8 protein-coding genes are annotated in these 12,717 nt (G+C 71.3%); 3 read left to right on the top strand and 5 right to left on the bottom strand.

Features of this window, described 5'->3' with window-relative positions; translation table 11 throughout:
- Positions 1-21: 21 nt before the first annotated feature.
- From ANAE109_RS03435 to ANAE109_RS03445, 3 genes are read left to right on the top strand one after another with little or no spacing between them, the layout of a single operon-like run.
- Positions 22-1,281, top strand: coding sequence for a type II secretion system F family protein (locus ANAE109_RS03435; protein ID WP_011984988.1), 1,260 nt, complete (start codon positions 22-24; stop codon positions 1,279-1,281).
- A 3-nt stretch (positions 1,282-1,284) separates the two neighbouring features.
- Positions 1,285-2,937 (top strand): nitrogen regulation protein NR(II), encoded by a 1,653-nt coding sequence (locus tag ANAE109_RS03440; protein WP_234945233.1) that lies wholly within the window; start codon positions 1,285-1,287, stop codon positions 2,935-2,937.
- A gap of 9 nt (positions 2,938-2,946) precedes the next feature.
- Positions 2,947-4,320, top strand: a complete 1,374-nt coding sequence (locus ANAE109_RS03445; RefSeq protein WP_011984990.1) for a sigma-54 dependent transcriptional regulator — start codon at positions 2,947-2,949, stop codon at positions 4,318-4,320.
- Between the two features lie 119 nt (positions 4,321-4,439).
- Here the strand turns inward: ANAE109_RS03445 and ANAE109_RS03450 are convergent, their stop codons facing one another.
- The 5 genes from ANAE109_RS03450 to ANAE109_RS03470 are packed head-to-tail and all read right to left on the bottom strand — an operon-like array spanning position 4,440 to position 12,472.
- A complete protein-coding gene (locus ANAE109_RS03450) occupies positions 4,440-9,440 on the bottom strand; it encodes a hypothetical protein (RefSeq protein WP_011984991.1) in 5,001 nt (1,666 codons plus the stop codon).
- Positions 9,441-9,457: 17 nt separating this feature from the next.
- Positions 9,458-9,961 (bottom strand): PilX N-terminal domain-containing pilus assembly protein, encoded by a 504-nt coding sequence (locus ANAE109_RS03455; RefSeq protein WP_011984992.1) that lies wholly within the window; start codon positions 9,959-9,961, stop codon positions 9,458-9,460.
- An 8-nt stretch (positions 9,962-9,969) separates the two neighbouring features.
- Entirely contained in the window at positions 9,970-11,232 is a 1,263-nt protein-coding gene (locus ANAE109_RS03460; RefSeq protein WP_011984993.1) for a PilW family protein, read from the bottom strand.
- Positions 11,233-11,237: 5 nt separating this feature from the next.
- The gene (locus tag ANAE109_RS03465; protein ID WP_011984994.1) at positions 11,238-11,825 is read right to left on the bottom strand and encodes a prepilin-type N-terminal cleavage/methylation domain-containing protein; all 588 of its coding nucleotides are present in this window, start codon (positions 11,823-11,825) and stop codon (positions 11,238-11,240) included.
- 8 nt (positions 11,826-11,833) lie between these two features.
- Positions 11,834-12,472 (bottom strand): type II secretion system protein, encoded by a 639-nt coding sequence (locus ANAE109_RS03470; RefSeq protein WP_011984995.1) that lies wholly within the window; start codon positions 12,470-12,472, stop codon positions 11,834-11,836.
- Positions 12,473-12,717: the final 245 nt, after the last annotated feature.

Genomic DNA, 12,717 nt, shown 5'->3' on the forward strand with positions numbered 1-12,717 from the left:
CCCGGCACCCGCGAGGAGCTCATGGCCCAGGCCGCAGCCGCGAACGCGAAGACGAAGGCCGCGCCCGCGCCGAAGGAGGCGCCGGTCTGGAAGTGGTCGGCCAAGACCAAGCAGGGGGAGATCAAGTCCGGCGAGATGGAGGCCGGAGACGCGGCGGCGGTCGAGGCCCGGCTCCGGCAGATGGGGCTCGAGCCGACGAAGGTCCGGAGGAAGCCGAAGGACATCGTCATCCCCGGCCTCGGCCCGAGCGTGAAGACGAAGGACATCCTCGTCTTCACCCGCCAGTTCTCGGTGATGATCGACGCCGGCCTGCCGCTGGTGCAGGCCCTCGACATCCTCGCCACGCAGTCGGACAACCCCGCCTTCAAGAAGGTCCTCACCGCGGTGAAGGTGCGCGTGGAGTCGGGCTCCACCTTCGCCGACGCGCTCGGCGAGCACCCCAAGGCCTTCGACGACCTCTTCGTGCAGCTCGTGCGCGCCGGCGAGATCGGCGGCATCCTGGACACCATCCTCCAGCGGCTCGGGGCGTACATCGAGAAGAACGAGAAGCTGAAGCGGCGCGTGAAGAGCGCCATGGTCTACCCGTCCATCGTCCTCACCGTGGGCGTGGGCGTGACCGTCGTGCTGCTCGCGTTCGTGACGCCGACGTTCGAGAAGATGTTCAAGGACTTCGGCGGCGCGATGCCCGCGCCGACGCAGTTCCTCATCGACCTGTCGCACGGGCTGCGCGACTACTGGTACTGGTACGTCGCCGTGCCGACGGTCCTCGTCATCGCCTTCAAGGTGTTCACGAGCAACCCGCGCGGCCTGGAGAAGTGGCACGCCTTCGTGCTGAAGATGCCGCTGTTCGGCTCGCTCGTGCGCAAGGTGGCCGTCGCCCGCTTCACCCGCACGCTCGGCACGATGCTCTCCTCCGGCGTCCCCATCCTCGACGCGCTCCAGATCGTCGCGCGCTCCGCGGGCAACAAGATCATCGAGAAGGGCGTCATGTACGTCCGCGCCAAGATCTCGGAGGGCAAGACCATCGCCGGTCCGCTCGCCGAGACGCAGGTCTTCCCGCCGATGGTCGTGCAGATGATCGGCGTCGGCGAGGCCACCGGCGCGATGGACGCCATGCTCAACAAGATCGCCGACTTCTACGACGACGAGGTGGACGTCGCCGTCGCCGGCCTCACCGCCATGATCGAGCCGGTCATGATGGTGTTCCTGGGCGGCATGGTCGGCGGCTTCCTCGTCGCGATGTACCTCCCGATCTTCAGCATCGCCGGCAACATCCACTGATCCGTGGAGCCGCCGGTGCTCGCCCCCGCCTCCGCCGCCGCCCTCGCGGCGGAGCCGTCGGCGCCGCCGCTGCACGACGGCCTGCAGCGCAAGCTGCGCTGGCTGACGGTCTTCCGGGTGGTGACGGTGACGGTGCTCCTCGCGGGCACGGTCCTCGTGAACCTCGAGCTCGGCGCGACCGTCGAGCGCGACCTGCTGCCCGTGTACGCCGCCGTGGGCGCGACCTACCTCGTCGCGCTCGCCACCGCGCTCGCGCTGCGCGGCCGGCGCGGGCTGGTGTCGCTCGCGTACGCCCAGGTCGTGCTGGACGTGCTGTTCGCCGGCGCCGTCGTGGCCGTCACCGGCTACTCGGCGTCGGTGTTCGTGGTCCTGTTCTCCATCGGGATCGTCAACGGCAGCATCCTGCTGTTCCGCCGCGGCGCGATCGTCGCCGCCGCGCTCGCCGTCCCGGCGTACCTGCTCCTCGCGGTGCGCGTCGATCCCCAGGGGGGGGACGTCTCGCGGGCCACGCTGCTCGTGCACGCGGCCTCCTTCCTCGCGGTGGCCGTGCTCTCCTCCTACCTCGCCGAGCAGCTCCGGTCCGCCGGCGAGCGGCTCGCGGCGCAGGAGGGCGCGCTCGCGGAGATCACGGCGCTGCACGAGTCCATCGTCGCCTCGCTCACGAGCGGCCTCCTCACCGTGGACCTCTCCGGCCGGGTCACGTACCTGAACCCCGCCGGCGAGCAGCTCACCGGCCTGCGCCTCGCGGAGGTGCGCGGGCGGCCGACGGCGGAGCGCTTCGGGGCGTTCCGCGAGGCGACGCCGCGCGGGGAGGAGGAGTGGGAGGCGCCCGGCGGACGGAAGCTCCGGCTCGGGTACTCGGCGTTCCCCCTGCGCGGCCCCGGCGGATCGCCCATCGGGAGCGCGGTCATCTTCCAGGACCTCACGGCGCTGCGAGAGCTCGAGGACGCGATGCAGCGCAGCCGCCGCCTCGCCGATCTCGGGCGCGTCGCGGCCGGGCTCGCGCACGAGCTGCGCAACCCCCTCGCCGCGATGGCGGGCTCGCTGGAGCTGCTGCAGTCGAACGCCTCGCTCCCTCCCGACGACCGGCGGCTCATGGACATCGTGCTGCGCGAGGCCTCCCGGCTGAACGGGCTCGTCACCGATCTGCTCGAGTACACGCGGCCGGCGCCGCTCCGGCGCGTCCCGACCGATCTCTCCGTGCTCCTCGACGAGGCGCTGCAGGTGTTCGCGAACGATCCCGCGGCCGCGCGGGTGCGCGTGGAGCGGGACCTCACGCCGGTGTCCATCGCCTGCGATCCGGACCAGACGCGCCAGGTGTTCTGGAACCTGGTCGTGAACGCCGCCCAGGCGGCGGCGCGGGAGGGCCGAGCGGGCCGCGTGCGCGTGGCGTGCCGCCCGGACGCGCGCGGCGCGCGCATCGTGGTCGAGGACGACGGGCCCGGCATCCCGGCCGCCGATCTCCCGCGCATCTTCCTCCCGTTCTTCACGACCAAGCAGAACGGCACGGGGCTCGGGCTGCCCACCGTGCAGCGGGTCGTCGACGCGCACCACGGCAGCGTCGCGGTCGAGTCGTCTCCCGGTCGAGGGACGCGCTTCGTCGTGCAGCTCCCGCGCGCGGGCGCGGAGGAGGGCGCGGCGCCGGTCCCGGGTTAGGATGCGCGCGTGGCCTCGATCCTGGTCGTAGACGACGAGTCGTCCATGCGCGACATGCTCGAGATCCTGCTCCGCAAGCAGGGTCACGAGGTGCACCTCGCGGCCGACGCGCCGGCGGCGGTGGCGCGCGCGGCGCAGGGCGAGCTCGATCTCGTCGTGACCGACCTCCGCCTGGGCTCGGGCTCCGGCATGGACGTGCTCGCGGCGGTGAAGACGCACTCCCCCGCGACGGAGGTCGTCATCATCACCGCGTTCGCGACCGCCGAGAACGCGATCCAGGCGATGAAGCTCGGGGCGTACGACTACGTCCTGAAGCCCTTCAAGCTGGACGAGCTGAAGCTCGTGGTCGCGAAGGCGCTCGAGCGGCGCGCGCTCGTCGCCGAGAACCGCGCGCTGCGCCACCGCGCGGGCGCGGCCGGCGAGGAGCCGGAGCTGCTCGGCCGCTCGCCGGGGATGGAGGAGGTGCGCTCGCTCGTGGAGAAGGTGGCGCGCTCGCGCTCGACCATCCTCGTCATGGGCGAGAGCGGGACGGGCAAGGAGGTGGTGGCGCGCGCCATCCACCGGGGCGCCGGGCCCGATCGCCCGTTCGTGGCCATCAACTGCGGCGCCATCCCGGAGGGCCTCCTCGAGAGCGAGCTCTTCGGCCACGAGAAGGGGAGCTTCACCGGCGCCGTCGGCGCCAAGGCCGGCCTGTTCGAGGTGGCGGGCACCGGGACGCTCTTCCTCGACGAGGTGGGCGAGCTGCCGCCGCATCTCCAAGTGAAGCTCCTGCGCGTGCTCCAGGAGCGGCGCGTCCGGCGCGTGGGAGGGCAGAGCGACCTCGCCGTGGGAGCGCGGATCGTCGCCGCCACGAACCGCGACCTCGGTGACGAGGTCCGGCTCGGGCGCTTCCGCGAGGACCTCTACTACCGGCTGAACGTCATCCAGATCCGGGTCCCGCCGCTGCGCGAGCGCAAGGAGGACGTCCCGCTCTTCCTCGAGCACTTCCTGGAGCGCTTCGCCGCCGAGGCCGGCCGGCCGGTGCCGCGCCTCGCGCCCGAGGCGGAGGGCGCGCTGCTGGCGCACGAGTGGCCCGGCAACGTGCGCGAGCTCGCGAACGTGGTGGAGCGCGCGGTGACGCTCTCAGGCGGCACCGAGATCGTCGAGCCGGCGGTGCTGCCGCCCGCCCTGCGGGGCCGCGCCGCGGCGCTCCCGGAGGCCCAGCTCCAGCTCCCCGACGTCGGCATGGACCTCCAGGCCCACCTCGACGCGATCGAGCGCAACCTGCTCGAGCAGGCGCTCGCGCGCGCCGGCGGCGTCAAGACCGAGGCGGCGCGCCTGCTGAGCCTCACGTTCCGGTCGCTGCGCTACCGGCTCGCCAAGTTCGGGATCGGGCGGGACTGATGGCCGTGCCCGCTTCGCCGGGCCGGGCGCGCGCGTTCGTCCCCCAGGCTCACGCGAGCGGCGGCCCCTGATCCGCTCGCCCCGATCCGTCGAGGGGCGAGCGGGCGAACCCGGCGGGCTCACTTGCAGGACGTCGGTGCGGTGTCCTTGTGCCTGCAGTCGTGCAGATCCTTCGAGATCTGGATGACGCCGTAGCTCGGGACCGGGTCACGGCTCACCGCGGTCGGGACGTTCGACGCGCCCTTCTCCGGGTTCACGGAGGTCAGGCCCACCTGGACCTGGCCCTTCTGGTTCACGAACACGGTGGGCTGGTCGCCCATGGTCGGCACGAGCGTGTTCTGCGCGCGCGCGAACACCTTGGTGCCGCCCTCCTCGAGCACCGGGCTCCCCTTCACCGGATCCACCACGTAGTGGTAGGCGACGCGCCGGTTCTCGGCCGTGCACTTCGCCGTCCGGCAGCTGCTGCCATTCCGTCGCGTGACGATGGGGCTGGTGGCGGTCTGGATGGTCTTCCAGGAGAGCCACCGGTAGATGGCGGTCGTCGAGGAGGTGCGCTCGTCGTAGCGCGAGACCGTGTACGTGTGATCGTCCGCGGTGACCGTGCCGCCGTGGTTGTAGTAGAGCGCCCAGCCGTCGCTCGATCCGGTCGCGTAGGTCGGGGTGCTGGTGGTGCTCGGGTTCCCGTCGATCTTCACGAGCGTGGTGGTCGTGTCGGCGACGCCGGAGAGCGTCAGGCGCGCGGCGTCGTAATCCTTCGCGTCTTGCTCGGTGCGGAAGATGGCGCGATCGCCGCTGTCGTCGAACACGCGGATCGAGACGAACCAGTTGTCGCGCTCGATGGGGGTCGCGGCCTCGTCGAGGTTCACCGGGAGGCCGTTCGAGCCCGAGCGCGTGCAGGCGAGGCCGTTCGCCGAGTCCGAGCAGGTGACCTGGACGTTCTTGACCGTGTCGTTGTTTCCGGTGCAGTCGATCGCGACGTTGGCCTGGCCGCTCAGCGTGCACGCCGCGGCGCTCGGGTCGGTGGAGCTCGCGCCGGCGGAGTAGGACGTGCACGCGTTCAGCGTCGTGCTGCCCTCCGCCTTTCCGAGCCCGGTCGACCAGAGGTAGTTGGAGGCGCTGGACACGGTGACGGAGCACCCGCGCTGCGCGCACGCCCGGATGTTGTCGGGGCCGCACTTGCCGCCGAACGTGTCGAGGAGGTTGTACCGGTCACCCGTGCCGGCGTACGTGCGCAGGATCCCGCCCGGGATGGCGGCGTTCGAGGTGATGTAGAAGAAGGGCTGGCTCGCGCACCCCTGGAGCTCGAACGCGCGGGCGCCGTACCAGTTCGTCACCCTCTTCGTGCCGGAATCCAGCCTGCCGGGGTCGCTGAACCGCAGCACCCAGAGCTGACCGGCCGCGTCGCCGAACGTCGCGGTGTCGAAGTAGCCCTGGTTCGGGGAGGACTGCGTCCGGCGCATCTCCTTGCCCCACACGATCATCCCCACGGTCGCCGGGATGGGGGCCTTCAGCGCGCGGCGGGGATCGTCCGTGGCGACCGTCCCGGTGGGATAGCCGAAGTCGAACAGCTCGTGCCCGGTCCAGACGTCCACCATGTGGACCCCGCGCCCGCGCACGTACTGCGGGTCGAACCCTCCGGAGAGCATGGTCACCCAGCGCTCGTGGTACCGCTTCGAGACCATCGTGCTGGGGGTCGTGTCGCTCGGCACGTCCATCGTCAGCGCCGACTGGGCGACGCCGAAGAGGGTGTCGGAGGTGCCGTCCGACTCGATCCGCACCGGGCCGATGGGCGGGCCGTTCGGCAGGAAGTCGGCGTACGTGGCGCCGAACGCGAGCGACTCCGCGTCGTCCGGCTGCGGGTAGATCCAGAGGAACTTCGGGGGCAGGTGGCCCGTCTCGCTCGGGAGCTTCGTCGCGTCGCTGAGATCCAGCGCGAAGTAGTGGCTGCCGCCGCGCCGCTCGGCGACGACGGCGACGGTGTGGAACTCGGTCTTCTCCTTCTTCCCGTCCGCGTGGCCCGACCCGATCCCGTTCGACGTCCCGTCCACCCAGACGTCGCGCACCATCGGGGAGCCGTCCACGAACAGCTGGTGTCCGACGACGAGGAGGCCGAGCTTCGGGAGCAGATCCGGCGGCACGAATCCCCACAGCTCCGCGCCGGTGCCCCGGGTGAAGTAGCCGTTGAACGGCGGCTTGTCCTCTTCGATGCCGCTCGTCGTGGGATCGTCCTCGTCCGCGACCCACGCGCCGCCGTCGAACGCGTGCAGCATCCCGTCGTTCGCCCCGACGAGCACGACCTTGCGCCGGTCCTTGTAGGGGGCGCTCTTCGCGTACCCGGCGTAGGCGTCCTCGGTGCTCGAGTAGTCGGGGACGGGCGTCTCCCACAGCGAGGTGAGGCACTGGTTGTGGAGGCCGTTCGGGCACAGCACGCCGTCGGGAGGGAGGGGAGGATCGACCACCACCGGCGCGGAGTGGAAGATGTCGCCCAGCATCACCTTGCGCTTCGGGAGCGTGTCCTGCGCCGCGTCCGTCGCGTCCTTCGGCCAGACCCCCAGGTCTTCGGACTCGTTGTCGTTGAAGACGTCGGCGCCGAGCACGTAGCGGACGAGCGTCTTCGCGCAGAACCGGCGGGCCGTGAGCGTCGTCCCCGCCACCGCGGCGGCCGTGTCCGGGTCGCCGCGGGCGCTGATGCGGCTCGCGAGGTCGCCGCAAACGCCGCCCTCGAGGGCGAGGTACGGGATCAGCTTGTCGGCGACCGCGTCGGTGGGCTCGAGGCGGAAGACCGTGTCGCGAGCGTCGATCTTGCCGTCGGGCGTCCCCTCGGTCGGACCGGAGTCGTCCACGACGGTGTAGACCCTGCGCTGCGACCGCCAGCTCGGCGTCTGGAGCGCCGTCTGCGCGTCCCAGTACTCCTTCGCGGCGCCCGTGCCGGCCACGGCGCAGGTCTTCCCCTCGACGTCCTTGCACGCGGCTGCCTGGTAGCAGGGCGCGCGGTTCTCCGGGTCGTTCTTGCGGAACGCGCCGGTCCCGTCCTCCTGGATGAAGTCGCCATCGGCGTCCTGGAGGAACACGCTCAAGCACTTTCCGTCGCAGTCGAGGTCTCCGTCGCCCGACCCGTCCGCCGTCTCCTTGCACTCGTTGATGAACTCGCTGTAGAGCTCGTACCGGAACAGGTGGCCCTTCCACATCCGCTCGGCCGGCGACGCCGGCTCGAAGCGCGGCACGATCACCGACTGCCCCGAGGTCGTCTGGAGGGTGGAGACGGTGGCGACGCTGAACGAGGTGGAGCGCTGGTTGATGGCCACGAGCGCCTCGTCGAGCTTCCCGCGGAGCGTCGGTGCGTCGTCGGCGGCCTTGAAGAGCCCGCCGCCCATCTTCGCCATGGACTCGAGCATCGTCGCGGCGTCGCCGGTCGCGCCGAGGCCGATGGTGTAGATGTCGAGGAGCTGCTTCCCACCCATCGCCGCGCAGTCCTCCGTGTTCTCCGAGTTCTGGCGAAGGTCGAAGTTGTGCAGGTACCAGGAGACGCGGATGGGGTTGTTGAGCCAGTCCTTCTCGGCGGGGAAGCGCGTGCACTCGCGGCACAGGCTCTGCGGGATGCCGGAGCCGCCACCCGTGGCGCTCGCGCGGATGCCGGTGTCGGTGGACCCCGCGTACGTGGTCTCCGTCTCGCCCTCCTCCACGGTCCCCACGGGCAGGTTGTTCCCGTCGCTCGGTCCGGGGGCGCGATCCACGAGGACGATCGTCGAGCTGACCTGGCACGCGTAGCACATGGTCTGGTTCGAGCCGCCGGTGGCGGCGTTCCAGGTGTTCGGGAGGTTGAACCATTGCAGCGAGGGCGTGTGGTAGTACTGGCCGACGTCCAGGAGGGCGCGCGCGAGCGGGACCTCCCTGTCGAAGTGGAAGGTGTTCACCCTGGACATGAACGTGCTGCGGCTGCTCGTCCACTGCGCGTCCGGCTGATCGCACGCTGGCTTCAGCTCGACCCACTGGTTCGACGTGTGGTCCGCCCCGACGTCGCCGAAGTGCGCGAGGCCCATGCGCACGTTCAGCTTGTCCATGACGAAGTCCTTCAGGACCTTGCGGGCGATGAGGAACTTCGGCGGGTAGAAGTTGAGCCAGTTCCCGGTGAAGAAGATCGAGGGGTAGCTCTGATCCGGAACCCCGTCGACGGTGGTCTTGAACTCGCGGCCGTCCAGCAGGAAGCCGCGCTTTCGCAGGCACGACGCGCAGATGTCCTTCTTCAGGAGCAGCCCCTGGTTCGCGTTGTTGCCGTACAGCGACGAGCAGAAGTTGTCGATCGCCAGGATCGTGTCGTTCTTGCGGGCCGCGGGGTTGAGGCTCAGCGCGGTCCAGCCGTCCGCGGGGGAGTTCGCGGGCGGGTTCACCACCGTGTCGTGGAAGACCAGGTCGCTGTCGAAGAAGTTCTTCGTGTTCGGACAGTCGACCTTGTCTCCGGTGCTGCCGCAGTAGAAGTCGGGATCGTAGCCGCCCGGGTGGCTCGGGTCGTTCGCGGGCACGATCGACCCGGAGGTGGAGCTGCCCTGCGTGTAATACGGGCAGGCCTTGGAGGCCGCGGCGTAGTCCATCGGCGTTCCGTCCGCTTTCAACGGTTGGTAGATGTTGCCCAGCGTTCCAGGCTCGCTCGAGGCGCCGCAAGCGGGCTGGAACGTACGCGAGCGCAGCCAGTGAATGAGCGTGCCTTCCCCGGCAAAAGCGGCGGAGGCGGGATCGTCTCCGCAGCCCATCACCGGGCAGCCGGTGAGGGCATCGCAGTCCGCGTTGAAGGCGCTGAGCGCGGGAACGGGATCGAGCGGGTTCACCAGCGGCGGCCGCTGGCCGGGGTACGAGGACGGGCCGTTGGGGGGCAGGCGGCGCATCGACGTCGAGTTCCCGAGCAGGAAGAAGACGTTCGGGATGCCGCCGGAGGTCGTGAAGAAGCTCGCGTCCTCGAGGTCCGCGCCGTTGAGCTGCGTGTCCATGTAGCTCGTCGCGACGAGACCGCGCGCGGCGGACGGCGTGCTGCAGGTCTGCGCCGGGGCGTCGGTCGCGGGCAGCACCAGCGCGATGACCGCCGCGACCGCGAGGAGCCGGAGGGCGCGTGAGGGCCTGGGGGGCATGACGGGCTCCTGTGAGGCTAGAAGAGGGCGAACCGCATCGCGAACTCGACCTCCAGCTCGCGGTTGCGCGCGTCCGTGCAGCGGGCCACCGCGCGGTAGGCGCGGCCGGAGGTGAGCGCGTCGGGCGAGGCGCTCCGGTTCGTGAGATCCACGACCGGCATGGGCGCGCCGTCGCTGACCGCCTTGTCGACGGCGAGCACGACCTGGTTCACGGTCATCGAGGTGGTCGAGCCGTAGTGCGCGGGCGCCTGGAGCGTGCCGACGCCCGTGATGTCGAGCGGCGCGGTGAGCTGGTTCGCGCTCGACAGGTAGCGCGGGCCGTACCGGGCGATCTCCGCCCAGATCTTGGCCCGCGCCGCCTGCGCGCACGCCGCGAGCGCGTCCACGCGCGACTTCGCGGCGGCGTTCCGGCGCTCCTGGGACGAGAGCAGCACCGCCGCGCCGCCGATCACCGAGAGGACGGCCAGCAGGATGAGGGCGATGACGAGCGTGCTGCCGCGGTCCTGCGCACGAGGGGGCATGGCGGCTCCTAGAAGTAGACCATGCCCTGCGAGAGCATGTTGGGGAGAGGGATCGTCGCCTCGAAGGCGACGCGCTGGTAACCGTCCTTGGCGTCCGCGTCGCCCACCCAGGCCGCCGGCGCGGACTGGTTCAGGCGCAGCATCGGCGGCGAGCTCTGGCGCGTGAAGTCCGGCTCGGGAGAGCGGGCGACGATCGCGATCCGGACCGCCCGGACGTTCGCCTGATGATCCGTGAGCCGCTCGGGGTCGGCGGGCGGACCCATCGTGTAGCGGTACCAGCTGGTCGGCGAGTAGACGCTCTCGTCGGGCGCCGGCGCCGGGCCCGGGAAGACGAGCTGGGTGAGCGTGTCGGTGGTGCCGGGGGCGCCCGGGAAGCCGGCGTTGAAGGTGATGCCGGTGCCGGACGTCGCGCCGACCACCTTCCCGTTCGCGAGCACGTAGGCGACCTGCATCGACTCGATGCCCTCCGCGACGAACTCCTCGTCCGCCTCGGTGACGGCGCCGCCGGTCCCGACGGAGTCCACCCCGCGATCGAGGACGAGGAACGGGTCCACCCGATCGCCCACCGCGACCGGCCGCACGTGGAGCCGGTAGCGATCGATCAGGAACACGCGCGCGGCGCCGCTGCGGAAGCACTCGTCGCCGGCGGCGTCCTGGCGCTTGAAGGGGTTCGCCGAGTCCACCGCCTCGAGCTCGATCTGGAGCGGCCCGTCGACGGCCACGGGCGCCGAGGCCGGCGCCCTGGCGGCAACCGTCACGTAGACGTACTGGCTCGCGCCCTCGCAGACCGCCTGCAGGATCTGTCCCTTGAGGAACGTGTCGCCGGCGCGGGCGTTCAGGTGCAGGTGCGTGGCGGTGATACCGGAGCTGGTCACGCTCCACGTACGGCCCGCCATCCCGGTGCCCGAGGGTTGCAGCCAGTACGACGGATTGCGCGCGTAGAACACGAGCTCGTCGGAGTCGTCCGTGCGGTCGCGCTTGCAGGCGCCGCTGACCTGCAGCTGCGCGGGGCACGGACCGCTCGTGTACCGATCGAGGTCGAGCGCGAGAGAAGGCGCCATCCCGTACCCCGCCAGCGGCAGCTTCTGCTCCAGGAACAGCAGCGCGTTCCGGGCCGAGGCCTGCGCCGCGCGCACGCGGTGGCCGTCGGCGTAGGCCTGCTGCTGGGACGTCACGATCCCCACCATCGCGACGAGCACGAGGGACGAGACCGCCATCGCGATCAGGAGCTCGACGAGGGTGACGCCGCGGACGGCGGGTCGGGGAGGCATGGGGATCACCGGTAGGCCGCCGCGAAGGAGAGCGCGAGGCCGGGGTTCGAGCGCTGCGTGAGCACCACCACCTCCCGCGGGCTGGCGTTCCCACGCTCGTGGTAGACGACCGAGACGGCCACGACCTTCGTCGCCGCCGCGCCGCTCGCGGACCCGTCGCCGACGTAGTCCCAGACCGTCCAGCGGCGGCGGTAGAGCGGCTGCGACCCGTCGAGCGGGTCGGCCTCGATCGCGGAGTCGAGGCGCGCGCCCGGGACCGCCTCGCCGTCGCTCCACGTGCGGATCTCGTCCGCGGTCGTGTCCGCGCCGAGGAGCGATCCGAAGGTCGACGGGGGCGTGGAGGAGAGGGTTCCGGCGAGCCGCCCGTCGTCGAAGGGCAGCGCCTCCAGCGCGCCGGCGAGCTCGGTCGCGAGCTGGGCGGCGGTGGTGTGCGCCCGGGCGCCGGCGTTGGAGGTGATCCCGATGATCTGGAGCTTCATCATCCCGAGGAGCCCCACCGCGAGGATGGCGAGCGCCACCATCGCCTCGAGGAGGGTGGTGCCGCGCTGGCCGCGCGGGTGCGGAGGACGGCGCTCGAGCCCTTGGGCGTGCATGGCGGCTCCTAGTTCGTCACGAACGTCCGGACGATGCCGGCGGGGAAGGCGACCACCAGGCCGCGGCGATCGGCGGCGGGCGAGTCCACGCTGGTCGTGAGCGCGAAGGCATATCCCGGCTTCCCGGTCGCGCCCTCGGCCGAGACGGTCCCGTCTCGCCCGAAGCGGATCGCGAAGCGGCGCTTGCCGGCGATGGTCGCCGTCAGCGCGGAGTCGAACATCGGGATCGCGGCGAACGGGGCGGGGGGAACGCCCGTGACGCCGGGGTACAGCCGTACGCCGCGCGGCATCGCCACGTGGTCCACGTACGCGGCGTTGGTGCCCGGGCTCGTCGGGTTGAAGCCGGCGAGCGTCCAGGAGGCGTTCGGGTTCCGCAGGACGTAGTAGCGCGTGCAGCGCCCCTGCACGAAGGCGCTGCACGCCGCCGGGTCCGTGCCGTCGAGGAGCACGACCAGGTAGTCGTCCTGGTCCGAGATCGCCTGCGCCTTGAGGCCCGACAGCTTCAAGGCGAGCTCGAAGGTGGCGCTGCCGAGGTTCGCGTTCGACTGCGCGGCCTGGGACACGCCGAACGCCACGCCCGCGAGGATGGCGACGATCGCGAGGACCACCATCAGCTCGATCAGCGTGAACCCGTGGCGCCGGTGCATGCGCTGGCACCAAGCAAGCCGCGGGCCCGCTCCGGCGAGGCGCACCTCTGTATTCTCGGTGGCTTGGCGCGACGGGCCGGCGGCTTCCGCGCCGTCGGCACGTCACTTCTTGCAGCGGTCGCTACAGTTTGCATGTGGGCGTTCCGGCGCGGATGACGCGTGGGTCGGTACGCTGGCGGCGGGACCTCGCGCGGCGTCACGCGACGGCAGGGCGAACCTTTGCGCCACGGGCGCCGCTCTGCAAC

Source organism: Anaeromyxobacter sp. Fw109-5, from assembly GCF_000017505.1.
Taxonomy (GTDB): Bacteria; Myxococcota; Myxococcia; order Myxococcales; family Anaeromyxobacteraceae; genus Anaeromyxobacter.

Coding starts and splice junctions, on each gene's coding strand:
- ANAE109_RS03435 (WP_011984988.1), top strand. CDS start 22: ATGGCCCAGGCCGCAGCCGCGAACGCGAAGACGAAGGCCGCGCCCGCG.
- ANAE109_RS03450 (WP_011984991.1), bottom strand. CDS start 9,440: ATGCCCCCCAGGCCCTCACGCGCCCTCCGGCTCCTCGCGGTCGCGGCG.
- ANAE109_RS03455 (WP_011984992.1), bottom strand. CDS start 9,961: ATGCCCCCTCGTGCGCAGGACCGCGGCAGCACGCTCGTCATCGCCCTC.
- ANAE109_RS03460 (WP_011984993.1), bottom strand. CDS start 11,232: ATGCCTCCCCGACCCGCCGTCCGCGGCGTCACCCTCGTCGAGCTCCTG.
- ANAE109_RS03465 (WP_011984994.1), bottom strand. CDS start 11,825: ATGCACGCCCAAGGGCTCGAGCGCCGTCCTCCGCACCCGCGCGGCCAG.
- ANAE109_RS03470 (WP_011984995.1), bottom strand. CDS start 12,472: ATGCACCGGCGCCACGGGTTCACGCTGATCGAGCTGATGGTGGTCCTC.